Genomic DNA, 25,744 nt, shown 5'->3' with positions numbered 1-25,744 from the left:
CTACAAAGTGCCACGCGCCGAACGCGCATTCGCCTCAACCTCAGACAACCTTAAAACGAGCAAACCCGCCACGGGCCGATGGCGCCTCCTCGACGCCAGGCAGCGTCGGCTGGACATAATTGGATGGCTGCACCCGGCCTCGGGCGGCAGGGCTCAACCCGAAATGCTGCAGGTATCGGTTGACCTGCTCACGGTGCGACTTGATCAGCTGCACCAGCACACTCTGCTGCGCATAGCCGCTGGGCGTCACCGCATGGCTGGCCTGGTAGACCGCCTCGACGTAATCAAGCCCCTGGTCCTGCACGATCCGGTTGACGTGGCCATTGAATGCTTCCTCCAGCTCGGCAAGCCGGCCGGCCGCCTGGCAGTAGAGCGCCAGGGCCGTGCGGTCCAGGCCGCTGATCAGCCCCAGTTCTTCCAGCAACGGCGTGATGCGCTTCCATTCTTTGCGGGCCTCGCGGCTCAGGTGCTTGGGCGGCGCCGGAATCTCGATGCGCGGATTGATCCCATCACTCAGATTCAGCGACCGCTTTCCGGCATTGCCTTCCAGCAGCTTGAGCGCCGCTGGCTTTGGCATCGGACCTCTCGTGCCCATACTCATCTCCTCTCAGGGATACCCCCCCTCCGAAACCTGCGCACGCAAAAATTTGGGGAACCGGTCGGTTTCCGCCTGGGCCGGCCGAGACTTTTACCCACCCCCTACCCTGGCAACCCTGGCCGACAGGGTGTGAAGCCACCCAGGCGGCCCTGAGCGACGCCACAGCGCGCGATCTCGGGGCAGACAATACAAAGCGTCATCCCTCGCGGTAGGCGTCCCAATGGCGCCGCACACCCCTTGCGCGCTCGGCCTTGCTCTTGGCATCATGGCAAGCGCTGCACAGAGGCTGGATGTTGTCATCGGTGTCGGCTCCCCCCTCCTCCAGCGGGATGATGTGATCCCGCTGGGTCGCCAGCGTCACCAAGGCCTTGGCATTGCATGCGCGGCATAACGGCTCGCGTGCAAACAGCTCAGCCCGCAGACGCTGCAGGGCGCGGCCGGTAATGCGCTTTGGCGCGGCGGGCCGTTTTGCCCATGTCTTCCGCGGGTGCTTTGGGCAACGGCCAGAGCCGTCATACACCAAGACACCGCAACCAGGATGCGAGCACGGGCGCGGCGCAGCAGATGCCATCGATCAAGCCTCCCCGGCCCCAGGGGCCAATGCCCTGGGCGCCGGGTCTACTTCGCTCCACGGGGTTGTAAAGACGAAACCCCGCCGGATCACTCCGTGCGGGGTCTCTCAAAGAGCGCCTCAGCACTCCAAAAATGTTAGCTCCGGTTATCAGCCGGATCCTCACAAGGAGGCGATATCCAGAGTTCGGCTTACTTATGCGCTCAGCGGACAGCAACCCCGCTTAGTACCCGGTGCGCCAACGTGCGCTAACTGCCCAGTAACTCGCCTCTCGCAGTGGATGTGATGTGCAAGTCGCACAAATCACTAGCTTGCCTGAAATGTACCCAAACTCTCTATGACGTAAAACCCCTCAACGCCTGCTCATCCACTCGCGCCCGCGGCGCAGTGCCTCGGCCTCCTCGCGCTTGCGGGCCTGCTCGCGCAACCATTGCTCGACAAACCGATCCGCGGCGGCCAGGTTGGCATGCACGGTGCTGACAGCGCGGCCCGTGCGCAGGGCGATCTCGGCCACACCCAGGTTCTGGAGGTGGTAGCAGTTGACCACCTCATACAGATGCTGCTGGCCGCCATCCTTCATGGCCTGCACGGCGCGATCAGTCTCCTCGGCCTCGATGCTGATGTGCGGGATGCTCATGCCGTTGTAAGTGTTGCGATCCCAGACATCGACGGCCAGGATGTTGCGCGTGTGATAGCCGAGGCCGTTGCTGTTGAGCCGCGAGCGCCAGAGTGCCCAGTTTTCGAGCCGTTGGCGGATGCGTGCGATGCGTGCCATGTCAACCTCCCACCGCATCGGCATAGGTCCGCCAGAGAGGCTGGCCCACACCGCACCGCCCGCCCCGCCCTTGACCGGCCGAAATGCACTGCGCGCACCCGAAATGATGGCCGTGGTAAGCATCCGCCGGGGCACGCCACTCCGCATCATGGGCTGGGCGGACCAGCGGCACGGGCGTTGACACCGGCGCTGGAACATCCACCCGGCCCACAATGCACACGCATGCACTGCCATCGCCACTGTCCGCGCCATCCGCCAGCGTGCCCACGGTGTAGCCACCCTCACGCGCCCAGAAACAATGCGGCTCTCCGGCCAGGCCGCGTCGCACCAACGCCCAGATGGTGCGGCCATGGTGCCGCGCCTGGTCGAGGATCGCGGCATAGGTATGCGGCATGTGCGCCTTGATGATGCGCTGACCGTCGGCAACCATCGCCGCCTGCTCTGCCGCCATCCTGCTGCCCTGATCTGTTCCGTGTTCCATCTGTTCCACCCTTTTCCATGGAGATAAAAAAAACGCGGGAGGGCGGAGGTTCCGCGCCCGCGCGGCCGCATGCGCCTGCACGCCCGCCTGCCCACGCCCACACATTGGCTGCACCCAGGTATCGACAGGCAATGCAGCAGCCGCAACCCCTCAAAAACAGGAGTTGTCATTGCCCGGTGGGCTCCATGCAAAACGCTGGAACACCTGGAACGCTGGAACGCTACGTCATGGGCGAAGGGCAGCCCATCCCCGCTACCGCACCGCTCGCCTGGCGCACCCGCGCCCCGGCTACTGCACAACCGCGATCAACGCCTCTCGCTGCACAGCCGATGCGGCGCGTTTCAGGCGCCGCCAGTTGATGAATCAGGGGCTCAGAATGGCTCATCCCATCCCTCGCCGAAATAGTCGGCCACAGGCGGCCCAGAATCGCCGCTGGGCGCGGCATCCGCTGCGCCTGGGCCATCCTGACCAGCCTGCTCTGCCGGCACGTCAGCGGGCTCCTCATCGAGCCCGGCGACCGCATCCTTGGGCGGCCACACCTCGGGCCGCTTGTAGCCATTGGCCGGCGTGCCGTTGATGCGCTGCTTGCCGTGCGTCCAGCCGGCTTGCTTGAGCCAGCCGCGTATCTGCCCCTCCAGGCCCGGCGTGCTCTTTGCGGCATCAATGCCCAGCGCCGTGACGATTTGCGCGATCGTCACGAACTTGGCATCGATGTTGATGATCTCCAGGATCCCCGTGCCGCCAGGGCGGCGCGTCAGCACGCGCAACAGCTCGCTCTCCACCGCGGTCTCAACCAGGCGCGAGTCCTGCATCGGCCTGAACAGCCGCTGCTCCTGATCGGGCGATGGCGTGTAGGCCTCCCCCTGCAGGTACAGTGCAAACGCCTCGGCAAACAGCTGCTCACGCCAGCGCTGCACCCACTCGGTATTGATCTGATGGCGCACCGGCACGGGCCACCATCGGCGATTGCCGGTGCGGTCACGCAGGTAGGTGTCCTCATTGGTCGTGCCCACCAGCACACACTGCCGGGGGAATGACTCGACCGTGGCGCCGTAGGCCACCCGATAGCGGTCCACCTTCGAGCTGATGAACGCCTTGATGGCATTGACATCCGCCTTACTCATTGCCGCCAGCTCGGCGATCTCATAAGCCCATACGCCCTGCACCTGCTCCTGGGCCTCTTTGCCGTGCGACATGTCAAACGGCGTGTCCGAAAAAAACGCCGAGCTGGCCAGCACCTCAACCAATGTCGATTTACGCAGGCCGCCCGCGCCCTCCAGCACCGGACAGTAGTCAAACTTGCAACCCGGCTCCATCACGCGCCAGACCATGCCCTGCAGCCAGTAGCGGCCGACCAGGCCCAGGTACTCGAACAACCGCGCATTGATCGATTGCGGCGTCTCGCCCAGAACGTACAACAGCCATTTGCCCAGGCGCGGCGTGCCGTCCCATTGCAGGCCAATCAACCACTCCCGGATAGGGTGATAGCGCTCGGCCTCGGCCACGGTCTGGATGGCTTCATCGAGCGAGGCCCGGCTGATCGCCGGCAGGCCGTATGTGTCCGTCAAGTACTTGCCCAGCAGCAGCGCATCCGCGTTGCGCACGTCGCCCGGTTTTGCATGCGGCCACGGCCACGCGCGCCGGCATTGGATGCTGTTTGTCAACTCGTTATAGGCCACCACACCGGCCAGGTCCGGGTCGTTTTCGAGCGCATCGATGACCACACGCCGCGAGACCAGCCACCGGGCCTTCTCCCAGTCCCAATATGGCTCCAGCCACGCCGGCGTGCCCTTGCGCGGCGGCACCAGCTCCGGCCCGGCCTTGCCCCCGGTTTTGCCATCCCCACCCGCACCTGTGCCAACGGGGCCACCGCGTTTTTTGCCCTGCGCCGCTTTCCCTGCCGCTGGCGGGTCGGCATCCGCACCCGCAGGCGCATCGGCAGCAGCCAGCAAGGGCCGCGACCGGTCAAAAAACGCGAGCACGTCCGCGCCCGTCCAGCCGTCCGTCTCGATCGCATCGCGTGCATCCCAGCCGTCCGGGCGCTCGCCTGGCGCGGGGATGGGCAACAGCCCCACCGTGCCGCCGTGCGTGTCACGCAGCAGCGCACCAATGCCCAGCATCGCGGCCATGCCCGGCTGCTTGGCCTCGGGCAGCAGCGGCTGCACAGCTTCCAGGGCCGCGCGGGCCTCGGCATCGCCCTCGGTCTGCTGCTGCTGCTCTTTGCTCAACCGCTCGCGCTTGGCATCACAATCGGGCCACAGCAGCACATCGCAGCCGGCCAGCCACGACCAATCCGCCTTGTGCCACGATTTGCTGCCATTGGGCCAGCTGGCAACGCACCAGCGACCCGGATCCGTCGCGTCGAGCAGCGACTGCAGCACCTCGCCCTTGATCTCGCCCTCGACCAACACCACGCGCCGCCCGCCCGGCGGCTGGCCGCCTGGGTAGTACAGCGGCCGGGGCTCGTCCCACCCGCGCCACACCCATTTGCAGCTGCCATCGCGGTCGCTGCGGGCAAACACGTAGGGCATCGTGATCTTGCGCCCATCACTGCCGATAAACCGCACCACGTACCCGTATACTGCGCCCGCCACCACGTAGCAGGCCGTGTGCGCCGGGTCCTTGCGCTCGTGATGCCAAAACGTGGGCGCGGGGGCGTGGCCTGGCACCGGCACGATGGGCGTCCAGGTCTCGCGCTCTTTTTTCGGCGGCGCGGCCTTGGGCGGGAGCGCTGGCCGTGGATTGGCGGCTGGCGCCACCGGCGTATTACCGCCCTTGACGATGCCGGCAATCGACTCCAGCCCCAGCTCCTCGGCCACCTGCCGGGCGGCCTTGCCTTGCGACGGCAGGCCATGGATGGCCGCATACAGGCTGAGCAGGTCGCTACCCTTGTCATCACCCGAGAAATCCGCCCAGGCCCCGGTGGTCAGATTGACCGAGCAACTGCGCCCGGCACCACCGCCGAGGCCCGCGCAAACATACTCATGGCCAACGATGTTGCCGCCCTGCAGCCACAGCGGCACCAGCGTCTCGGCACGAGCCAGCAACGCCTCGGCCAGCGCCGAGAAATTGATCGGCGGCAGGTCATCACGTCTTTGCACCCGTTACCCCCAGCAGCGCTGCAGAAACAGCCCCGCATTGCTGGCCGGCGCCTGCCGAGGGTCAGGCAACGCATACTCGGCCACCGGCCGGTTGCGGTACGAAACGCGCCGCTGCCCGGCAATGCGCACGCGCCCATGCCGGCGCAAATTGTCCAGCGTGCGACGGGCAGCATCACTGCCCACCTGCGCCGCCTCGGCCAGCTCGCGCATCGTCAGACCCTGCCCCGCGCGCCGCTCCAGCGCCTGCAGCAGCGCCGCGCTGATCTCTCCTGCCGGCCTCATCGCGTGCCCTCCCCGCCGTGCTTGAGCTGCGGCAGCAGGCTGGAGAGATCGCACAGCAAGCGCTCCACCTGACCGACCACGCGCGCCTGCCGCGTCGTGTCGTCATCGAGGTACTTGGCGGCCAGGTACTCGACCACCGCCGACGCATCGCCCGTGGCCCGCAGCCAGCCCTCGAAATCATCGACATTGAGCCGCTGCGTGTCGCCATCGCCCGGATTGAGCTTGCGCGTCAGCATCGAGGGCGAGAGATCCATATCGGCCGCGACCACCTTCATCGGCTTGCCGCCCACCTGGGTGCGGTAAGCCAGAAACTCGCGCAGGGACGGAAAACGCTCGGGCAGCGACGGCTCGAAATTGAGCGTGAGCTGGCTGCTGGCCGAGGCGGACGATCGGGTGATGGAAACAGGCGACATCTCGAATTCCCGTTAATTCCCGTCTCGGCGACGGGCAAAAAAAAACACAATGCAGGCACAGAAAAGAGGGCGCCCGCCCCATCCGGCATACGATCGGAGCTACCACACAACCAACCACGCCAGAAAGGGCAGACATGAAAGAAATACTCGGATGGGCCAACGGCGGGTATACACAGGGCATTGCAGTGCTACTAACAGCCGTGGCTGCCAACATCCTGCGCCGGCGATTGGGTGCCCTCAGCAGACGCACCCTCGATGCAGCACGCCGCCGACTACTACATGGTTTGGCAATTGCTGCACAAGCCGTCGAGGTGGCCGCCGTGCCGCTTTTTGCTGCGGTGCACCTGATAGCGCTACTCGCGCCAGACACCGCCCCCTCACGACGGGAAGTAATGGCCATTGCGTTCTGGACGTGCCTGGGCTTCAGTGGATTTGTATTGGCGCTCATGGCCGCTTTCGAGGAAAAGCCAAACCAGGAAAAATGACACATACGGAGAGTGCACCTGCAAAGGCACTTGACCAGCGGTACAACACATCCCACCGGGTCAAGCTGCAGATCTGCGGGCAATCCCAAGCCCAAAGCAGTAGCGTCAGCACAGCAGAAAACCGCAAACACCACCAGAGTTGCTCAAGCATCGGCAGCCTCCCTGGATGCGGTGGGCAAGGCATTGGCTGACTCCGGAGGCGACACGACGGGCTGGGCCTCGACCAGTTCGGGCCAGATCAGATGCCAGTCATCAGGCCGCAGGTCGCGGCGAGTGACGGGCGTGACCGAGTCCGCTGTCATTTTTTCGATAGCCGGGCAGTGCTGGATAGGGACCTTGCGGCCATCCTCCATCCACTGCCAAACAGCAGCAGGCGTGACGCCTAGACGTTTTGCGAGGGCTCTTTGAGACCCGACGATCTCAGATGCGATAGCGATTGGATGTGGCATATGCGTAAGGCTAGCATTTCTATCCAATCATATCAAGTATTTCTATCCCCAAGACATATAGATAATCTTTACTATTGCCCCATGGAAATAAAAGACTGGATCAAAGCCGCTCGGCAGCACAAAAACTGGACGCAGCAGCAACTTGGCGATGCAATCGGCCGCACAAAGGCCAACGTCGGCCACTGGGAGAATGGTCTACACCAGCCAAAGCTCGACATGCTGCTAAAAATCGCTGCGGAAACAGGCTTCCCAGCCCCGATCTACAAGAGCCTGATCGAGTCTCAAAACGCAGCCGATACAGCAAGGGCAGCCAGATATCTCGTTGAGCAATACAACTCAACAGAGCATGATTCACCCAACATCAGCGCCGCACGCTCCACACACGGCCCTTATCCATTGATCTCAGACGTGCAAGCAGGCGACTGGACCGAAATCTGTGACAACTTCGCATCGGGCGACGCCGAGCGATGGCTGATGTCAGCGCACAACCTCGGGCCGCACGGCTACCTGCTGCGCGTGGAGGGCAAAAGCATGTACGCACCGGGCGAGGAATACAGCTTTGCACCCGGCATGCTCCTGCATGTGCGACCGGACATCGATCCACTGCCAGGCCAATTCGTCATCGTACGAAGAGAAGAGTCGAAAGCGGCCACATTCAAACGCTACTTGCTCATCGAGGGCCACCCCTATCTGGTCGCTATCAACCCCGACTGGCCCAAGGAGATGAAATACCTCGAACTCATGCCCGGCGACGTCTGGTGCGGCGTCGTTGTGGACGCCTCTCTCGGCCGGCTGCCCTAGACAACGCCATGCGCAGACGTTACCCGCTGCCAAAACCCAGAGGCATGCGATATGTAGGATCTCGGCTGCTACTCGCCCTAATCATCTTCCTATCACTCTCTGCAGTTAGATGGTGCACCACCTAAATCACCTACAGAAACATATCCACAACCATCGCCGAGGAGGGCGAAAATGAGCGATAACACCATCCACTTGCTGCAAGGACAAATTGAGGCTCTAAACCACGTCTTAGTCCAGATCGTCTCGACACTTGATCCCAACAAAGCAGCAGCAGCAGCAGCCGGACTCGCCATCGAGCGAGAATTGATCTGGACCGACCGCCTACCAGACACACCAAACGAGACGATCGAAATCCAAGAAAGACTGCTCGACAACTATCTGCAACTACTTACAGCAGCGGCGGCACGAGGTTAAGAACCACGCCAGCCACCATACCAAGCCCATACGCCCGCACCATGCGGGCTTTTTTACACCCAGACATCGAGCGCTGATAGAAATTCTATCGCGAAGGATAGTTTTTCTTGACCACGAATGGAAAGTTTTTCTATACTTGCAGCCACCAACACCAGATGGAGCTGCAATGGACACCAACATCACCCCCCTGCACCGCTACCGCGTGCACCTGATCCCCACCGGCGCCGAGCCGGCCAACGTCGAGGAGCTGGCCCGCGCCGGCATGCTCGACACCCTGCACCTCAAAGCCTCCAGCAGCGATGACGCCGCCAGGCAGGCCAGGCAGGTCACAGACAAGCGCGTGCACAGCGTCGAGCGCATCGAGGCATGGCCCGCGCATCAACCTTCGCCGCAAGCCGACAAGCCGATCAACCACCCCACCGACACAGCGGCCTGGCTGCAATCCCTTCAGTGGGACGGTGTGCCGCGCCTGGATAACTGGCTGATCGGCGCGCTCGATAGTCCATGCGACGCCGAGACCTGCGGCCTGGGCAAGCAATGGATCATGGACATGGTGCACCGCGCCCTGCTGCCCGGCTGCAAGATCGATCACCTGCTGGTCATTACCGGGCAACCTGGCGCCGGCAAATCCCGACTGATCGAGACCATTGCAGGCGCCGATCTCTACGACAACACCCCGCTCTACCCACTCAATCCACGGGAATATGCACGCCAGACACACAAGCACTGGATGCATGAGATCGCTGATCTGGAGGCCTTCAGCACCCGAGAAATCGTCGCGCTCAAGAGCTTCATTAGAGCCGGGATCTTCGGGTTCAGGGCGGCCTACAGCACCAACGATCAGACCATCCACCCCGCCAGTGTCCTGATCGCAACGGCCCATGATTTCAGTGCTGGCGAACACCGATTTTTCCGCGAAATCCACGCGCCCAACCACATCGACCTGCAGTTTGTGCAATCGATCCGCGAGCAGCTGTTTGCCGAGGCCTATGCCGCGTTTGTGGCCGAGGCCCCTCACACCGATGAGGTGGCAGCATGAGCACCCCGCAAATCTGGTACACGCCGCACATCGGCATATCAGGCAACGCCACTAATCCCCGCCACCGCTCCGTATTACACGGCGGCGTAGAGGCCACCACGAACGTCATGCGGTTTGCAGACAACTCCGAGGCCAGCCTCTGCATCAATTTGTTCGGGGCGGCCGGCTGCGGCATGGAAATCTGGATGACGCCGGACAAACTCCGGACGCTTTCCGCCGCCCTCAATGCCGCCGCCGATGACATCGACCGAGGAGGTGCAGCATGAGCACCCAGCACAGCGTCACCCTCACACCCCGCCCGCCGCGGCGGCGCATCCACGCGCTCGCGCAGTGGCTGTACGGCAGCAGGATCCTCGGCGGCAGCTCCGCTACTCCCAGCACGCCGGCAGCGGTTGCCATCGAGCGCGTGGTGCATTACGAGCCTGCGGCCCGTGTGTCGGTCAGCAGCGCATCCGGCATCAACTGGGCATATCTCACGCCCGCCCAGCTCCGCGAACTGGCCCAGGCCGCCATTGATGCGGCCCACGACATCGAGCACGGCCACCGCGAGGCCGTGGACGGCCCCGAGGGCGCCGCGCTGGTCGAGCGCCGCTCGGGCAAAACCACCGAGGAGGCACCGACATGGCCATGACCCGCCCCGCATCGCCCTGGGACGTGCTCACTGCTCGCCCAAAAACCGGGCCTGACGACGCCCCGGCCGAGGCCCCTGCAGCAGCACCGGTAGCACCAGCCAAAAAGGCCAGCACCAAGGCCGCGCCGCCGGCACCTGCGCCGAGAGCGGCCACGGCAGACATCCGCAGCCGCACGCTCGCGCTGCTGGCCATCGATGGACCGCTGACGCCGTTGGCCGTGGCCGAGCAGCTCGGCATCACGACAAAGCAGGCCGGCAACAACCTCTACCAGCTGATGCTCTCGGGCAAAGTCACGCGCCGCAAATTGAGCACGGGCGCCACGGCATGGGAGCTGCCGGCGTCACCTGACGAGCTGCCTGTCAAAGCCCCTGCCAAGGCCGCGGCTCCACCGCCCGCAGCGCCCACTCCGGCCCGCAAATCGGCCGTTACCCGCATCGTCAGGCAACAGGCCACGCCGCCGGCTGACGACGTGCTGGCCGCCGCATGCGCCGCGTTTGCCGGGCTGACCGACATCACCGTCGCCCCCCCCCAGGCCCGTGCGCTGCTGCAGCTGATCGAGGCCTGCCAGGCCGCCGCGCAGGAGGCCCGGCCATGAAAGCCCTCGCACTCGAAACCCTGGCCGCGCTGCTCATCTCCCTGCCCTGCGCTGCCGTGCTGGCCGCCTGGGCGGCAGACGATCAACCCGCGCCCCTGCTGGCCCCGCAGCCGGCCGAGGCAGATGCCGGAGGCCCGCAGTGATGACCATCCAGATCTGGCCCGGCATCCCGCAAACCATCGCCGGCACCGTGCTGGCCCTGGCCATGGGAGCCAGCCACTACCTCGACGCCGAGCCCACCCCACCCCAGCAGGAGGCCACCCCTATGCATGAGGCAACCCCCACGCAACCCGCACCGCACATCGCGCTGACCGGCACGCTCTCCGCCGATGCCGTGGTGCGCATCCAGCCCATTGGCGAGCTGGGCAAACCCATGCATGTGCTGCAGCTGCAAATCCACGGCATCGGCCCCGCGGGCGCCACGGCCACCCTGCAGCAGGTATTCCCGCCCCACAACCCGGCCGCGCCCCATGCCCGCGCCGCGCAGTTGCGCAAGGGCACGCGCGTGCGGTTTGTTGCCAGCGCCGAGCACCTGCATCTCAATATCCCGCTCGTCGAGAGCATCAGCATCGTCAAAGAGGAGGCCGTGTGATGGCTACCGATCCCCACGACACCGTAACCCACGCACTGCCCACGCCCGGCGCAGGCCCGCAGATGCGCCTGGTGGCACGCAATCTCATCGTCACCAGCCCGAGCAACCCGCGCAAATGGTTTGACCAGGCCAAGCTGCAGGAGCTGGCAGACAGCATCAAAGCCACCGGCGTGCACCAGCCCATCCTGCTGCGGCCGCTGCCAGGCGACCGGGTGCAAGAGACCTACGAAACCCGCGAGCCAGGCCAGCCGCTGCCCGAATTCGAACTGGTGTGCGGCGAGCGACGCTGGCGTGCCTGCGGCCTCGCCGACGTGCCTGAAATCCCTGCGATGATCCGCCAGATGACCGATGCCCAGGCGCTGGAGGCCATGGTCATCGAGAACCTGCAGCGCGAGGACGTGACGGAGCTGGAGGAGGCAGAGGGCTACCGCATCCTGATGGATCAGCAGGGCATGAACGCCGACGCGGTAGGCGCAAAAATCGGCAAGAGCCGCGCCTACGTCTACGCCCGCCTGAAGGTCTTGGATCTGTGCGAGCACGGCAAGCAGCTGCTACGCGAGGGCGAGATCGACTTTTCGCAGGCACTGCCGATTGCGCGCATCCCCAGCGAGCAGCTGCAGATGGAGGTGCTGGAGCAAGTCACAGATGGCTATTACCACGACGAGCCCATGGGCGCCCGCCAGGTGCAGCAATTGGTGCGCGACCAGTACATGCTGCAGCTCAAGCGCGCACCGTTTGCCATTGCCGATGCGGATCTGTGCCCCAGCGCCGGCGCATGCACGACGTGCCCCAATCGCACCGGAGCCAACCCGGATCTGTTTGCCGACGTGGACAGTCCAGACGTGTGCACAAACCCGCCGTGCTACCACGCCAAAGAGGCCGCACATGCCGCGCAGGTGCGCAAGCAAGCCGCCGAGCGCGGCTGCGAGATCATCGACGGCGCTGCAGCCAAAAAACTGCTGCAAAAAACCGGCGGCTACCTGAGCGACTACAGCGGCATCCCCGGCTACAAGCGCCTGGACAACGCCAACGACAGCCCCGTCAAGGGCAAAACGCTGCGCAAACTCATCGGCACAAAGGTGCTGGATCAATCCGACATCAAGCCCACGATGCTGGTTGACCCACACGACAGCAACCGCATGATTGCGTGCGTGACCGACGAGCAGGCCCGGCAGCTGCTGCAGATCGCCGGCCGCACAGAGGCCCAGGAACAACTGGCCGCCGAGCGCGACCGCCAGGCCGAACACGACGCCGAGGCGGCCGAGGCCAAGGCCTTGATCGAGTACGAGACCGCCTGGCGCATGGATGTGCTGACGCGAATCGTCAAACATGCTAACGACCTCAACCTTGGCACATCACATCGCGTCAACACCGACAAAGTCAAGGCCGCTGCCAACCGCCTGGCCGCGCAGCGCCTGGCAGGCCAGCTCAACGGCGACGACGCCAAACTGCTGTGCAAGCTGCTCGACCTGGGCAAGGTCTCGCCCAAGGACGCGATCAAGCAAGCGGCCGCCGAGTGGACCAGCCCCGAGCTGCTGACCGGCTGCATCATCGCGCTGCACAACTGCCACTACCTCAACGGCTACAGATGGGACGATGACAAGCGCGAGCACGTCCGGCACATCTACCCCAATACCGAGCTGCTGGCCATGGCCGATGCCTGCAGCATCGACGTCGAGGCGTGCAAAGCCCGCGCCCAGGCCAACGCCCGCGCCGCCGCGGCCGAGGCCAAGGGAAAATCCACCGAATCCGCGCCCACCCCCTCATCTGAGGCCTCGGCCGATGCGCCGCAACCGCCTCTACCCCACCGCCCCGCTGCGCGCGCTGGCGAGGGTGGCAAAAAGGCCAAGGCCGCGAGGGGCAAGGCCCGTGCGACCGATGCGCCCAAAACCACGCCGGCCGAGGCCGCTGCCGGCATTGCCGCCGCGCTGCAAGCCGCCGAGGCCGCTGCCGCGACCGCCCCGCTGGCGCGCGCGGGCGGTGATGGCGATCCGGACGCGGCCGAGGATGGGACAAATCCACGCGCTGACGCGCAAAGCGACGATGCACCGTCAATCCGCACGCGGTTGACGGTGGGCGGCTGGGCACGTGTGCTGTCAACGCATCCCTTTGCGCAGGAACACGGTCAGCTGATGCAAATCGTCCGCATCGCCGAGATCGACCCGCACAGCGGCCACGAAATTATCAATGGCACGCCGAAGACCAAGGGCGATGACGTCTGCATCTGCAAGCTCGCTGGAGACGCATCCATGCCCGATGTCGAGATTGCACCGGAACACCTGGAGCCCTGCAACCCGCCGCCTGCGGATGACGAGGAACCCACACCAGGCGCTGACGCGCCGAGCGACGGCGCCACCAACGGCACGCCGCTGGTGGCGGGCGGCTGGGCACGGATCAAGCGCGGGCACCCGACGACGAGCAAGCGCGGCCTGCTGGTGCAACTGCAGAGCCAGATCGGCGATGTGTGGCAAGTGGTCGACCAAGCCGGCAAGAGCCGCGGCCAGGTAGTGGCCAGTTTCCTCGACCCGGCCGAGGCCCCACAAGACCGGGCGGCAGATAAGGCGGCGGCCGGCGATCGGCCCAACATCGGCGCCATCGTCATCGTCAATGACACCGCCCGCACCCCCGCGCAAAAGCCCTGGGTCGGCTACACCGGCGAGGTCGTGGCCCACATGGGCGATCGAGCCGTCACCGTCAAGTTCACGCTGAGCAAGCGCAAGACCGCCCAAATCACGTTTGATCACACCGAGCTGGAGCTGCTGCCGACCCCGGCTGACACGACAACCGAGGAGCAAAAATCATGAGCGACCAAAAACCGACATACGACGCCTGGCGCATCACGTATCAAAGCGCCGAGCAAGCCGCGCGGGCGCTGTGGGACGAGCTGCAGCGGCTCAAAAACAGCGAGCCCAGCGACTGGTCTGCCGGCGTGATAGCCGGCATCGAGATCGGGCAGCACAATGCGGCAGTCGCAGCAGCACCGCTGCAGCAAACCGCCAATTGGCTGGCTGACAAAATTTGCAACGGCGGAGACTATGCAAAAGAGGCCGCAGAGATGTTGCGCCGGTGGCCAGCGGCCGCACCAATCCAATCCGATAGTGCGCTGGATCATGCTCCCTGGCGGCACATGCGCACCGTGCCAAAAGACGGCACAGCCGTGCTCGTACTGACACCCGGTTCCGACATTCCGAAATCAGTGCGTTGGCGCAATGACTGCTGGGAGATGACTTGGGATGGCCACCAGCTTTCCGAGTTCGACCAGCCCCGATACTGGATGCCATGCCCTACAGACCCTGACCAGCAGCCAGCGGTGCCGCAGCCTGTGGGAGAGTATCTGCCGCTGCCCAATCCCTACGCATATGAGTTTTGCGCGCCGGGAGACCCATACGCAGCGCCGGCGCTCGATTACGCTACTGAGCATGAGGCTTGGATTGTGCACACCGGGTGGGACGTTAAAAACGATCTCTACACCGGGGATCAGGTGCGCGCCTACGTCGATGCAGACCGCAAGGCGCGAGCACAGTCTGCCCACAACGCAGAGTTGCAAGACACGCTGACGAGGCTTGATTCGAAGGCGCTTGCTGAGTGGGTAGATCGCGGCATGGCGCTGGCGGAAAACGTCGCAATGCACGTTCAGTTTGATGACCCTCTGCGCGCCAGCAAAGCGCGTGATGCACTTCGGGCGCACATGTTCGGCCGGCGGCCCCAACCAGCCGGGAATGCCGGAGAGTTGTTGAGCGATGCGGCCATTGAAACGCTGGCAAAGCAGTACGACTGCCACAGCGCGCCAGGGTTTAAGGGGTTTGCCAAGGAAGTAGCTCGTCGTACCGCTCCCTCCGCCCAGGCCCAGGGCCAGGAGGCGGCAAGCATCCACTTGGCAGACCTCAAGAATGCGCTGGCCACCGCGACGGAACTGCGCCAGCAGCTCCGGTTGATGGATGAGCACTCCAAGGGCGAGGTTTGGCGCTGGCAGGGAGATGGCGGCGACTATCTGGCATCAATGGGCAACCGTATGGGTGTATTGATCTATGCCAGCGACCTGCGCGCTTTGTTGGCCGCCCAGGGGCAGGAGTCCGACGCGACATTGCTGCTGGAAAACGCACTGTCCGAGCTGATCGACAAAATCTGCGATGGACTGGATAGCGGTGATCTGCTCGCCGACGCGCGCGCTGCGAGCAAAGCGCTGGATGCCGAGCCGGTGCTGTATGTCAGCAAAGAGCAGCTTGAGGCACACAGCGACCCTGATGAGACTGACGGCCAGGGCGGACGGTATTTGCCCGCCCGCAAAACACCGGCAGGCAAGTTCACCCAGTCGCTCTACGCCGGCCAACCGCCCCGCACCCAGGCTGATGCTGAGCCGGTGGCTACTGTCAAAGAGAACCCGTACTGCCCCGAAGGGGAAAGTGACGAGCTTTCGACTTACCTTCCGGTCGGCACCAAGCTCTACACCCGGCCGCCGCGCGCGCAGACTGATCCGACACCAAGCCCAACGGCAGGAATGAACCTCGGCGAGCGCATCTTGCATGTCGGCGGCCGCAACAACGCCCAAGGCTACATCGAATTCGGCTCTCCCATGGCTGTCTATGCGCTCATTCATGGCGTGCTGCGCGACATGAGCACGCCGGGCCAAGATGGCGCATTCCAGGCCCGCTATCGCCTCCAGCCTGATGGAGTCTGGTCGAGCTGGGGCGCTGTGCTGGATCAGAAGCCCGAAGGCCACGACATCGAGCTGCGATTCCTGCCAGACGGCCACCCACCCCGCGCCCAGGCTGATGCGCTGACGGACGCGGAAATCGACGCGCTCTATATGCAGCATGCCGCGCCGGAGTGGGCCGATGAAACCCCTGGATGGCACATGGGGTTCGACTATCGAGGATTCGCCCGCGCGCTGAAGTCACGCAAGGAAGGCGGTGCAGCATGAGCACACGCCGCAAGCGCCGGCAAAAGCCGGGCCGAGACTATCCCTACCCCTGGGAGGGCGAAGACAAATGACACAGCCGACGTACATCCACATCAACAGCGACGCAAACCCGATCGAGTCCAACCGCCGCTACCAGGTCCTGGCACCGACCGACAACATGGGCATTGCCAACCTGATCAGCCGGCTCAACAGCAGCATGAGCGCGCTGCGCACCGGCACGGCCCCAATCGATCGAGCATTGGTCGTTGGCATCCACATCAAGGCCGCACAGCTCATCGAGCAGGGCGGCCACGCAAAGGGCATCAGCGGCCATCTGGACGCCGCCGACGCGGCCATGGGAGCCTACCTGCAACGCTGCCTGGCCACCGGCGCATACAAGCCCGGCCCGCTCAATTTTGACGAGCTCGACGCCATCAGTGACGCGGTGGACCTCATTACCTGGCAGCTCGCCGAGCTGCCGGCAGAGATCACATGCGCGTACCTGGGCCAGCTTGTCAAATACCTGCGCGGCATGCCGCAGGAAGCGAGGCAAGGATGATTGGAGAGCAACCACGATACCCATTTATCCTGCTACCCAAAGAGGCCGCCGCGTCGGCGCTGGGCATATCCGTGTCTACCCTCGAAAAACAGGTGCGCGAAAAACGCCTGCCGCAGCCGCGCGAGATCTCGCCGGGCCGCGTTGGCTGGCTGGTCGAGGAGCTGCAGGAGGCCGCGCGAAAACTACCCGTCTCCAACGGCCTCCCCCCCAAGGGCAGCGGCTACGGCCGGACCGGCAAGCCGCGGCCGGAGGGTGCGAGCGAGTCCAGCTTGTGATCGAGCCTGGCCAGCCAGTGCAATCGCTCGGCATCGTAGCTATGCGCGTTGTAGGTAGCCTCGATGTCACGGGGCATATGCCCCACAATCGCCTCGCCAACCTCATTGGGACATCCCAGCGCAGCCAGCATCGTGCGCGCCGTGCGGCGCAGGTTGTGAGCCGTCCAGTCGATCACCGGCAGCACCTCGCGCTGGCGCCCCAGGCGCTTGGATTTTGGGCTGTAGGGCTGCAGGTCGTAGATGTACGTTGAGTAATCGTGCTGGCTGTACGGCCGGCCAGATTCCGCCACAAACAGCAGCCCATCATCGCCAGCGGCATCCAGGCGCCGCTGCACAACTCCCCTGGCACGGCCAAACAGTGGCACGCGCAGGTCCACGGCATCGTCAAATCGCGCGTTTTTTGTCAAGGCCTTGGGCACTGTCCACCACAGCACGTCACCGTCCAGCACCACATGCTCTGCGCGCATGCTCAGGATCTCAGCGCCGCGTGTGCCCGTCCATAAATACATCACTGTGACGTCTGCGCCCAACTGGTGCATATTGGGCAGCCAGGCCAGCAGCGTGGCCACCTCGGCATCCGTCAGATAGCGTCGCCGGCGGCCAACGCGCTGGCCATCCACTATCTTGCCCTTGGACCTCAGCCGGCCGCGCATCACCACCCGCCACCAGTTTGGCGTAGCGCCATCGATGCGACCAGCGTCCAAGGCGTAATCCCACGCGGCACCCATCAACGACCGTAGTTTCTGCGCCTGCGTGGGCGTGGCCTTGCGCCAGTCGATCAGGTCAAATGCGTGCTGCCTGGTCACATCCGCCGGCGCCATGGCCGCCAGGGCAGGATGCGCCTGCAGCGCAGACTGCAAGATATTGCGCGCCGCGGTCGCACCGGCCGCCTTGCGCTCCACCTCGATGTGCCCCGTGATGTAATCATCCACCAAGCGGGCCACGTCATACACCGCCGGCTGCGGCCGCGTGGCCGCTTGTGCCTCCTGCCGCGCCTTCCGGCGCTGCGCCACCAGGTCCACGCCTGTTGAGCGGGCATCACGCGCGGCAGACCATGCCGCAACAGCCGCCTGCGCAGACATCGACGGCCACGCTCCGAGACGCACCTGCTTGAGCGCACCGGCTGGGTCGCGGTGGCGATAGATCCACGTCTTGACTGATTTACCCGCTACAATCCGCAACCCTGGGCAGCCCTCAATCGCCATGGATTGCCCAGGCTGCAGCAACTTGGCTGCCCGCGCATCAAAGTACATCGCAAAACCTACACAAAAGCTACACCGATGGCGCAAGTGTATATGCAGGTGGAAACGTGCGATGACGCTACAATGCAGGAAGGTGGAAGCTGAAAAGTTCCGCCAAATCAACGCTTTTCATGATTATCTCGTTTGAAAACAACGAGATAGAGAATGCGGGTGTAGTTCAATGGTAGAACGGCAGCTTCCCAAGCTGCATACGAGGGTTCGATTCCCTTCACCCGCTCCATTCAAACAATCCAGGGACTTCCAAGGAAATCCACGGAGCGTTGTAAGTCATTGATCTGGTTTGAGATTCACCCCTCGATCCAGTCCACTGACATCCAGCGAGATCCACTGACAGCCACCCTCAAGTGGTCCTAAAAGTGGTCACAAATCAATGCGGCGAGCCTCGTGCCGCATTGTTGCTGGAGGAGCCGGTCCCCCGGAATGACGATGCATCCAACTCGCTTCACGAGGAGTTGGACACATGCTCACAGACGTCATGGTTCGGCAGGCCAAGGTCACCGGCTCGCCGTACACCATCGCAGACTTCGATGGTCTCTACCTGCACATTTCAGCGATCGGGACCAAGGCTTGGTACTTCCGATACACCTGGCTCGATCAGCGCGCCCGCCTGTCGCTGGGTAGCTACCCCGAGCTGTCACTGCGCGAGGCGCGCGAATTGCGCGACCAGGCGCGCGCGCTCATCGCCAAGGGCATTAACCCCCGGCTCGATCGCAAGCAAAAGCGCCAGGCGACCAAGCTCGCCGGCGAGAACACCTTCATGGCCGTCTACGAGAAGTGGATGGAACACCGCCAGCTCACCCTTGAGGAGGGCCGCCAGAGTTCGCTCTCCCAGATCCGGCGTGTCTTCAAGAAGGACGTCTTCCCGCACCTGAAGCGGCTGACCATCTACGAAATCACCCGCCCGATCCTGTTGGAGATCATCGGCCGCATCGAAAAGCGGGAGTCTCTGTCGGTGGCCGAGAAGGTGCGCACCTGGTTCAAGCAGCTGTTCGACTATGCCATGGTGGTCATCCCTGCCATGGAGACCAATCCCGCCAACGATCTGCATGTCGTGGCCGTACCGCTGCCGCCCGTGGAGCACAACCCGTTCCTTCGGATGCAGGAGCTCCCGGAGTTCCTGCAGACGATGCGAAAGTATCCCGGCATGCTGAAGACGCAACTGGCCATCCGCTTGTTGCTGCTCACCGGGGTGCGCACGGGCGAACTGCGGCTGGCCACGCCGGATCAGTTCGACCTGGACCGTGGGCTGTGGATCATTCCGGTGATGTCGCTCAAGCAGCGCAAGATGCTGACCCGGAAGAAGCGCCGAAGCGTCGCGGACATCCCGCCCTACATCGTGCCCCTGTCGGTGCAGGCCATCGAACTAGTGCAGCACATGCTCGATGCATTTAAGCCAGCGCAGAAGTATCTGTTCCCCGGCGTCAAGCGCATCAGCGAAAAGATGAGCGAGAACACGGTCAACAAGGCCATCAAGATCCTGGGCTACGACGGCCGTCTCACAGGCCACGGCATCCGCGCCACGATCTCCACCGCGCTCAATGAACTGGGCTATCCCAAGGTCTGGGTGGACTCGCAGTTGTCGCACGCCGATCCAAACCGCATCAGCGCCACCTACAACCATGCCGAGTACGTCGAGCAGCGCCGGGTCATGATGCAGGACTGGGCCGATCGCCTGGACCTGTTCGAGCAAAACCAGGTCCAGCTCGCTAGCATGCACCTGACCATCCACCTGCAGGGACTGCCGACCATTGCGGGCCAGGAGGTGACGCCGCTGCCCACGCCGGGCCAGCATGCGCCGATCATGCTGGTGGCGCCTTCCAACCAGTCCATGCCGACCATCACGCCCTCGACGCAGCGGCTCTCGTCCGTGGAAATGCCGGAGTACGCCAAGCCCAAGCTCTCCGAGTTGCAGCGCGAGCGCTTGAAAGTACTCGAAGTCTTCGAAGGGCCGGACAACCTGGTGGTCGCTGACTACGCGAGACTGGCCGGCAAGTCCCGTCGCTGGATCACCTATGAAATTCAGGCCGGCAACCTGCTGTCGATCCAACTGGGCAACAGGGGGCAGCGTGTCCCCGTCTGGCAGCTCGAACCGCTCAAGCGAGAACTGGTCCAGACCGTCCTCAAGCAACTCCCGCGTGGGGTAGATACTTGGGACATCTATCATGCGTTGCAGCGGCCTCTTGAAGCACTTGGAGGGTGCTGGCCGCTCGATGCCGTCACGCCGGACAAGGTGAAGGAGATTGCGCGCTTGGTCGTGGAGCAGTGCTCGCCGCAGGATGAACCGGCACTGCCGAGCGCCTATCCGTTGCTGGCGCGGCACCGGTTGCACGAAATGGAGACCGTGAGCCGATCAAGGAGCAGCGAAGTCGCGCATGCCAAAGCGCTGACAAACGAATGAAAGGCGCAACATGATCGAGCGTGCCTTGGCTGGAGCCTCTGCAGGATCTGGCCCCTGCGTCCAAGTCCGACAACGGCGAGCAGCCATCTTCGACGGGATCTGTCCGCCTATCGCTGCACGACCTGGAGCGTACGCTAGAACTTGGGCGAGTCGAGGTGTCGCGGTTGGTATGGTTGACGCAATGTGGGAAGAGCGGAAAAGGCCCTCTGAATGAAGCGCCCAAGCGAACCTGATTGAAGTTCCTTTTGCCAGCAAAGGCATGTCCGAAGACTGCTTTTGCCCTCTTGCAAAGGGCGCATAAGAATGCCCCATTCACGGGGGCGTTCGATACTTGTTCGCGGTGCAACTCCAATTCCGTAGCCGGCACCTACCAGACAGGCCATCAAGGCGGATGACTTCACCGTGCGCGTGACGCTGCCATGCTCCCCCAGCAAGGCGCTGACATGCTGATACAGGAACTCGTGTGTGTCTGGGCACCATTGAATCAGCGGATAGTCCCGGATTACCGACGTTGGGATGGATGCGTACGCCAGCAATGGCGATCGACGCGGCAGCGCCACAACCAAGTCCTCCTGCAGTAGCGGCAGCGAACTCAAACCAGCCGGAAGCATCGTTGCGTCTGTAAGCCCTACGTGAAACGCTCCGCGAATCAGCCCTTGAAAAAGGATCCTTTGCGGCGCCTCTTGGACAAGTACGGGCGTATCCGGCTCTTCAGCACGCTGCCGCGCCAGGAGGCGGGCCAAGCCTCTGATCGGAGTACCTGGTGATACGCCGAGCAATATCACCGACGGGTGGCCGGGGTTGGTCATGTGCGGACTGCCAGAAGGTGAATGTGACGCTCATCTGTCAAGCAAGAAATCATAGCAAGAGTTAAAGATAACGTGGTTTAAAGTTGCCCGATATTCGACGCTTCTGTTGATGCAGAAGCCGAAGATCCAACGAGGTCGTCCACGAGGCGCGACGACTTTTGAAGCCGAACCCGCGCTGGCTTTCGGTCAGGCTGTCCGTGATGCGCGCATGGAGCGAAGCATGGCGCAGGAGCAATTGGCGTCGCAGGCGGCCATTGAACGCTCCCATATGGGGAAGATCGAGCGCGGCGAGCATATGCCGACGCTGGCGCTGATTCTCAGGATCGCAGCAGCCCTCGAGATGAGCGCCGCCAACCTGATTGAAGCGACCGAGAAAAAATTGCGCGCCAAGACCTGAGCCCCTGTAGTTCAACCCTGTCAGGAATCATCCAAAGGGTCGCGCAAACGATCGGTGAAGCGACTCAGTGCAAAGGGGCTTGCAGGGTTTTCCATCCGAAGCAGGTAGGTTGTGAGGACCGCATCCTCCGATGCAAGAGGTCGAACAACGACATCCGGGTGACGGCAGATGGCAGTTTTGGTCGAGGATGTGAAGCCCACTCCATAGCCAGCTGCAACCAGCGCCAGCATCATGTCCATGGATGCAACGTGATCGGCAACCGTAGGTTGGCGCTCCAGCGATCTCAGGATGCGCGAGAGCTCCCGGTTGTACCCTTCGCAGGCCTGCGGATCGCACAAGACCAAAGGAAACCGCAGCAGTTCTTCGAGCGGGATCTCCTTGTGCGATAGAAGTGGGTGGCGTGCGGGTATGAGGGTCATGATCTGATCGCGCCACAGGGCTTCAGCAATCACGCCTTCACTGACCTCGTTGGTGTGAGCGATGCCGATATCAAAGTCACCCGATCGCAGTCCACGAAGTTGCTCTGCCAAGGGGACTTCTGACAGGCGCACCTCGATCTCAGGCTCCTCTTCCCGGCAACGTGCTAGAAAAATGGAGATCCGAGGGTCGATGGCGCCATCAGAGACGGCGATGCGCAGGCTGCCCCGATAGCCCTCGTAGACGGCCCTTACGTTCTCGCGTGCTTGCTCCATGGTGGCGAACACGCGGCGCACGTCCTGAAGAAAGACCACCCCCGCTTGGGTCAGGCGAGTGCCTCGGCGATCACGATCGAAGAGCTGAACGCCGAGGTCATCTTCCAACTCCTTGATGGTGCGAGACAGGGGGGATTGTTCAATGTGCAAACGCTCGGCAGCACGCCCGAAATGAAGCTCTTCAGCAAGCGCGATGAAACAGCGAAGATGTCGAAAATCCATGTAGGGGAGATCCTGCGTCCTGGACAAGTCGCCATACAGAGCTACGTAGTGAGGTTGGTGAGCCTCCGGCGCATCCGCTCCATCGGGACGGTGCTTGCCGTCCCGAGAGCCTGTCTTCTGGGCCGTCATCTCAGTCAGCATCGTCGCGTCGCTTGCATGGTGAAAGTTCAAATTTGGAATGAGCACTCGCGTGGGGAACGCCTGCCAAAGTCTGTGTGCCGTTCGGCACCATGAGCACCCAGCTTGAGTGCCAATGGCGATGCTCTTGAGTCATCGTCATTGGCACTCGAATTTGTGTCGCTCGCCTTTGCTACCGACTGGCGATCTGGCGCCTGTGCACTCGACGCCATGGTGGGCTGAGCGTCCCGCAGGTCATCCGGGTCGCCATATGCGGTTCTTCGATCCTGGCTGTCATGGTTCTTCTCATTGGAATTGACTTGCGTAAGCGCGAGAGGTTAGGGGGCGAGCTAGACAGCTTGTCTGCACCTGCTCGTGGAGATGCTGCAAGGGCATGGACAGAGGTTCCCGTTCAAAATCGCTTTCCTATCGTGACCGTGCCGTAGGTGGGAACTTCGCGCTGCCCGTTGAATTCACGGGTGCGGTGGTAGCGGGCAAAGGCAAAGCGCCAGGTCCCGCGGGTGACTGCGATGCCATAGCCGATGTCTGCCACGAGGGGACGTTTGTCGACGCTGTGGCTCGCCTTGAAAGTGTTGCCGTCGAGCGTGATGTCGCGAAGCACCCAGCGTGCATCGAGGGCTACGAACAAGTGGGTGTTCCACAACTGGGCAGGATGGACGCGCACGGGGGACATGTTCTCGCCGCCGGGTCGCAGAGGGGCCGTGCCCAGGTCATCCGGCAAGCGATACCCGAAACGCCACTCGCCGCCAGCGTTGGCGTAGGTGGCAAAGTTGCCAAAGCTGCCACCCCAGTGCCCGATGGCATCCCAGCCCCACCCACTGGGGCTTTCGTGTCGAGCAATCCGGTTGCGGCGCTCGTGCAGGATCTGGAACACGGGTTCATCGCGCAGTTGGTTCTCCCATCCCTGGAAGCGATCCGTGCCGATGATCCCGTGCCACCAGTCCTGGACCTGCCGGCCTTTCGCCGAGGGGCCGACCATGCCGATACGCACCTGTGAGGTCCGCAGATGGTCGCCACGCCGGGCGTTGTAACCCCAGCCATACAGCAATGCGGCGGCATAAGGGCGGTCATCGCGGATAAGGTCGGTGCGTGTCCGATCGGTGGGCGTGAACAGGAGCTGTCCAATGCCCATCGTCATGTTCTGTTCGTCGAAACCAGCAGGATTGAGCCACTCCAGGTAGCGGTTGAGCCGTCGCATGCTGGCGGGAAGACAGGGGTCATCCACGTAGTCGCCGAGGTTGGGCGAGACCCAAGTCACCAGAAACCCATTGGAATACCCCTGGTCCTGGCCCAGCCCGCCGAACAGGTCGTTATCGATGCGGAAATTCAGCGTCGACTGGTCAGCCAGCCGCGTTGGATTGGATGCGCATTGGCTTGTCTCTCCGGCCGCCGCACCCGCGGCGATCGCGAGCAGCACGCCTGTGGCCCTGGCGGCGCGCAGTCGCTGTGTGCGCCAACATTTCACCAGCCTACGCATCAGCACGTCGACTCGATGCGTTACGCGCCGCCTCCTGGCTCCTCTTGGCGCCTACCTCAGGCAGTACATGCCGCGAGTCACTGCTGTGGTCGATCGGGTGATGCAGTCTGCCGTACATCTCAAGAGTCCTTGTTGTATTGGCAAGCCAAGTACTGACGGCCCGCGTGGTTGGAATGAGTGGCGATGCGTCGGCCGTCGACCACGGCGCGCATCGCGGCGCCGCTGCGTGGGATGGATCCGCCTGATGCGGTCGAGTCGTCATCACGCCATCTGCCCAATGGTTTTGCGAAACCGCAGCAGGGACAGCGTGAACAGGGTGGTGCCGATCAACGCGAGTGACAGCAACTGCACCCATACGACTTCCAGCCCGGCGCCGCGGAACAGCACCGACTGCCCCAGTTCGACGAAGTGCGTGGTGGGCGCGACCAGCATGATGTTCTGCAGCAGCTCGGGCATGCTCTCGCGCGGCGAGCTGCCGCCCGACAACATCTGCAGCGGCAGCAGCGTAAGCACCACGAGCATGCCGAACTGGGGCATGTTGCGCGCCACCGTCGCCATGAAGATGCCCATCGAGGTGGTGGCGAAAAGATGCAGCGCGACGCCGATGAAGAACAGCGTCAGCGAGCCTTGTACCGGCACGCCCAGCAGGCCGCGCACGACCAGGTTCAGTGACAGGATCGAGGCCACCAACACCACCAGTCCCGACGACCAGATCTTGGCCAGCATGATCTCGGTGGGCGTGACGGGCATCACCAGCAGGTGCTCGATGGTGCCGTGCTCGCGCTCGCGGATCAGCGCTGCGCCGGTCAGGATGATGGAGATCATCGTGATCTGATTGACGATCTGCGACAGGCTGTCGAACCAGGATTTGTCCAGCGAGGGGTTGAACTGGGCCCGCTGCTCCAGGTCGATTTGCGGGGTGGTCTGGCTGCGGTGCCGATTGACGAACTCGTCGATCTCACCCATTACCATCTGCTGGATGTAGCCGCTGCCCAGGAAGGCCTGGCTCATGCGCGTGGCGTCGGTGTTGAGCTGGACTTCGCCCCCACGCCCGGCCAAGACATCGCGCTGGAAATTGACCGGGATGTTCAGCACGAAGGTATAGGTGCCTTTGTCCAGGCCCTCGTCCACCTCGGCGTGGGAGATCAGCACCGGCGACTTGAACTCTGGTGGATAGAAGGCCGAGATGATTCGCTGCGACAGCTGTGAATGGTCCTCGTCCACGATGGCGATAGGCGCGTTGTTCAGCGTCGGCGGCGTGGAGGATGCCGAGGAGTACACCGACAAGGTGAAGGTGAAGGCGATCAACACCAGCATCGCCGTGTCGCGGCGCAGGCTCCACAACTCCTTGACGCCCAGGCGGTAGACATTTGCCAGCATCCTCATC

General features: G+C 63.4%; 28 protein-coding genes and 1 tRNA gene. 16 read left to right on the top strand and 13 right to left on the bottom strand.

What is annotated here, in order from left to right:
* Nucleotides 1-40: 40 nt before the first annotated feature.
* From EV687_RS11730 to EV687_RS11700, 7 genes are all read right to left on the bottom strand, one after another.
* On the bottom strand, nt 41-595 hold the full coding sequence (locus EV687_RS11730; RefSeq protein WP_165392825.1) for a phage terminase small subunit P27 family: 555 nt from the start codon (nt 593-595) through the stop codon (nt 41-43).
* A 199-nt stretch (nt 596-794) separates the two neighbouring features.
* A complete protein-coding gene (locus tag EV687_RS11725) occupies nt 795-1,169 on the bottom strand; it encodes an HNH endonuclease (protein WP_122228555.1) in 375 nt (124 codons plus the stop codon).
* A gap of 352 nt (nt 1,170-1,521) precedes the next feature.
* On the bottom strand, nt 1,522-1,944 hold the full coding sequence (locus tag EV687_RS11720; protein ID WP_122228558.1) for a hypothetical protein: 423 nt from the start codon (nt 1,942-1,944) through the stop codon (nt 1,522-1,524).
* Nucleotide 1,945: 1 nt separating this feature from the next.
* Nucleotides 1,946-2,434 carry a hypothetical protein gene (locus EV687_RS11715; protein WP_130466500.1) on the bottom strand — a complete coding sequence of 163 codons (489 nt, stop codon included), beginning with the start codon at nt 2,432-2,434 and terminating at the stop codon, nt 1,946-1,948.
* Nucleotides 2,435-2,796: 362 nt separating this feature from the next.
* Complete coding sequence (locus tag EV687_RS11710; RefSeq protein WP_122228564.1) at nt 2,797-5,526, bottom strand: VapE domain-containing protein; 2,730 nt, start codon at nt 5,524-5,526, stop codon at nt 2,797-2,799.
* A 3-nt stretch (nt 5,527-5,529) separates the two neighbouring features.
* Nucleotides 5,530-5,808, bottom strand: a complete 279-nt coding sequence (locus EV687_RS11705; RefSeq protein ID WP_122228567.1) for a hypothetical protein — start codon at nt 5,806-5,808, stop codon at nt 5,530-5,532.
* Nucleotides 5,805-6,221: a phage regulatory CII family protein gene (locus EV687_RS11700; protein ID WP_122228570.1), complete on the bottom strand. Its 417-nt coding sequence runs from the start codon at nt 6,219-6,221 to the stop codon at nt 5,805-5,807. Before EV687_RS11700 ends, EV687_RS11705 begins: the two co-directional genes overlap by 4 nt.
* Nucleotides 6,222-6,355: 134 nt before the next feature.
* On the opposite strand from EV687_RS11700, the gene EV687_RS11695 reads away from it, so the two are divergent.
* Entirely contained in the window at nt 6,356-6,706 is a 351-nt protein-coding gene (locus EV687_RS11695) for a hypothetical protein (RefSeq protein ID WP_130466499.1), read from the top strand.
* Nucleotides 6,707-6,849: 143 nt separating this feature from the next.
* Here the strand turns inward: EV687_RS11695 and EV687_RS11690 are convergent, their stop codons facing one another.
* The gene (locus EV687_RS11690) at nt 6,850-7,155 is read right to left on the bottom strand and encodes a transcriptional regulator (protein ID WP_122228575.1); all 306 of its coding nucleotides are present in this window, start codon (nt 7,153-7,155) and stop codon (nt 6,850-6,852) included.
* A gap of 81 nt (nt 7,156-7,236) precedes the next feature.
* Between EV687_RS11690 and EV687_RS11685 the strand changes: the two genes are divergently transcribed.
* The 12 genes from EV687_RS11685 to EV687_RS11635 all read left to right on the top strand — a co-directional run bounded on the left by EV687_RS11685 (nt 7,237) and on the right by EV687_RS11635 (nt 16,962).
* Nucleotides 7,237-7,956 (top strand): LexA family protein, encoded by a 720-nt coding sequence (locus EV687_RS11685; protein WP_162846586.1) that lies wholly within the window; start codon nt 7,237-7,239, stop codon nt 7,954-7,956.
* Between the two features lie 171 nt (nt 7,957-8,127).
* Nucleotides 8,128-8,370 (top strand): hypothetical protein, encoded by a 243-nt coding sequence (locus tag EV687_RS11680; protein ID WP_130466498.1) that lies wholly within the window; start codon nt 8,128-8,130, stop codon nt 8,368-8,370.
* Nucleotides 8,371-8,536: 166 nt separating this feature from the next.
* Nucleotides 8,537-9,409 carry a VapE domain-containing protein gene (locus EV687_RS11675; protein WP_122228582.1) on the top strand — a complete coding sequence of 291 codons (873 nt, stop codon included), beginning with the start codon at nt 8,537-8,539 and terminating at the stop codon, nt 9,407-9,409.
* A complete protein-coding gene (locus EV687_RS11670; RefSeq protein WP_122228585.1) occupies nt 9,406-9,675 on the top strand; it encodes a hypothetical protein in 270 nt (89 codons plus the stop codon). The genes EV687_RS11675 and EV687_RS11670 overlap by 4 nt, the downstream gene beginning before the upstream one ends.
* Nucleotides 9,672-10,040 (top strand): hypothetical protein, encoded by a 369-nt coding sequence (locus EV687_RS11665; RefSeq protein WP_122228587.1) that lies wholly within the window; start codon nt 9,672-9,674, stop codon nt 10,038-10,040. The genes EV687_RS11670 and EV687_RS11665 overlap by 4 nt, the downstream gene beginning before the upstream one ends.
* A complete protein-coding gene (locus EV687_RS11660; protein WP_122228590.1) occupies nt 10,031-10,636 on the top strand; it encodes a hypothetical protein in 606 nt (201 codons plus the stop codon). The genes EV687_RS11665 and EV687_RS11660 overlap by 10 nt, the downstream gene beginning before the upstream one ends.
* Entirely contained in the window at nt 10,633-10,779 is a 147-nt protein-coding gene (locus EV687_RS18955) for a hypothetical protein (RefSeq protein WP_162846587.1), read from the top strand. Before EV687_RS11660 ends, EV687_RS18955 begins: the two co-directional genes overlap by 4 nt.
* On the top strand, nt 10,779-11,228 hold the full coding sequence (locus EV687_RS11655) for a response regulator transcription factor (RefSeq protein WP_122228593.1): 450 nt from the start codon (nt 10,779-10,781) through the stop codon (nt 11,226-11,228). Before EV687_RS18955 ends, EV687_RS11655 begins: the two co-directional genes overlap by 1 nt.
* Entirely contained in the window at nt 11,228-14,032 is a 2,805-nt protein-coding gene (locus EV687_RS11650) for a ParB/RepB/Spo0J family partition protein (protein ID WP_122228596.1), read from the top strand. The genes EV687_RS11655 and EV687_RS11650 overlap by 1 nt, the downstream gene beginning before the upstream one ends.
* Complete coding sequence (locus tag EV687_RS11645) at nt 14,029-16,149, top strand: hypothetical protein (RefSeq protein WP_122228599.1); 2,121 nt, start codon at nt 14,029-14,031, stop codon at nt 16,147-16,149. Before EV687_RS11650 ends, EV687_RS11645 begins: the two co-directional genes overlap by 4 nt.
* Nucleotides 16,150-16,216: 67 nt before the next feature.
* Entirely contained in the window at nt 16,217-16,687 is a 471-nt protein-coding gene (locus EV687_RS11640) for a hypothetical protein (protein ID WP_122228602.1), read from the top strand.
* Nucleotides 16,684-16,962 carry a helix-turn-helix transcriptional regulator gene (locus tag EV687_RS11635; protein ID WP_122228605.1) on the top strand — a complete coding sequence of 93 codons (279 nt, stop codon included), beginning with the start codon at nt 16,684-16,686 and terminating at the stop codon, nt 16,960-16,962. Before EV687_RS11640 ends, EV687_RS11635 begins: the two co-directional genes overlap by 4 nt.
* On the opposite strand, the gene EV687_RS11630 is transcribed toward EV687_RS11635, so the two are convergent.
* Nucleotides 16,908-18,215 (bottom strand): tyrosine-type recombinase/integrase, encoded by a 1,308-nt coding sequence (locus EV687_RS11630; RefSeq protein ID WP_122228608.1) that lies wholly within the window; start codon nt 18,213-18,215, stop codon nt 16,908-16,910. The genes EV687_RS11635 and EV687_RS11630 overlap by 55 nt on opposite strands.
* 155 nt (nt 18,216-18,370) lie before the next feature.
* Here EV687_RS11630 and EV687_RS11625 point away from each other — a divergent pair.
* Together EV687_RS11625 and EV687_RS11620 are read left to right on the top strand one after the other, a co-directional pair.
* A tRNA-Gly gene (locus tag EV687_RS11625) sits at nt 18,371-18,444 on the top strand.
* A 240-nt stretch (nt 18,445-18,684) separates the two neighbouring features.
* Entirely contained in the window at nt 18,685-20,622 is a 1,938-nt protein-coding gene (locus tag EV687_RS11620; RefSeq protein ID WP_122228611.1) for a tyrosine-type recombinase/integrase, read from the top strand.
* Nucleotides 20,623-20,756: 134 nt separating this feature from the next.
* On the opposite strand, the gene EV687_RS19400 is transcribed toward EV687_RS11620, so the two are convergent.
* The gene (locus tag EV687_RS19400) at nt 20,757-21,431 is read right to left on the bottom strand and encodes a LysR family substrate-binding domain-containing protein (RefSeq protein WP_122228614.1); all 675 of its coding nucleotides are present in this window, start codon (nt 21,429-21,431) and stop codon (nt 20,757-20,759) included.
* A 109-nt stretch (nt 21,432-21,540) separates the two neighbouring features.
* Here EV687_RS19400 and EV687_RS11610 point away from each other — a divergent pair, with 109 nt between their 5' ends.
* Entirely contained in the window at nt 21,541-21,828 is a 288-nt protein-coding gene (locus tag EV687_RS11610) for a helix-turn-helix domain-containing protein (protein WP_122228617.1), read from the top strand.
* 20 nt (nt 21,829-21,848) lie between these two features.
* On the opposite strand, the gene EV687_RS11605 is transcribed toward EV687_RS11610, so the two are convergent.
* The 3 genes from EV687_RS11605 to EV687_RS11595 all read right to left on the bottom strand — a co-directional run bounded on the left by EV687_RS11605 (nt 21,849) and on the right by EV687_RS11595 (nt 25,743).
* Nucleotides 21,849-22,742 (bottom strand): LysR family transcriptional regulator, encoded by an 894-nt coding sequence (locus EV687_RS11605; RefSeq protein WP_122229001.1) that lies wholly within the window; start codon nt 22,740-22,742, stop codon nt 21,849-21,851.
* Between the two features lie 529 nt (nt 22,743-23,271).
* Nucleotides 23,272-24,297: a lipid A deacylase LpxR family protein gene (locus EV687_RS11600; RefSeq protein WP_242612605.1), complete on the bottom strand. Its 1,026-nt coding sequence runs from the start codon at nt 24,295-24,297 to the stop codon at nt 23,272-23,274.
* Between the two features lie 321 nt (nt 24,298-24,618).
* Entirely contained in the window at nt 24,619-25,743 is a 1,125-nt protein-coding gene (locus EV687_RS11595; RefSeq protein WP_122228623.1) for an ABC transporter permease, read from the bottom strand.
* Between the last annotated feature and the right edge of the window lies 1 nt (nt 25,744).

Source organism: Corticibacter populi (genome assembly GCF_004217315.1).
Taxonomy (GTDB): Bacteria; Pseudomonadota; Gammaproteobacteria; order Burkholderiales; family Burkholderiaceae_C; genus Lampropedia; species Lampropedia populi.
Note: the sequence above shows the minus strand (reverse complement) of the source record. Positions and strands in the feature narration are given on the sequence as shown.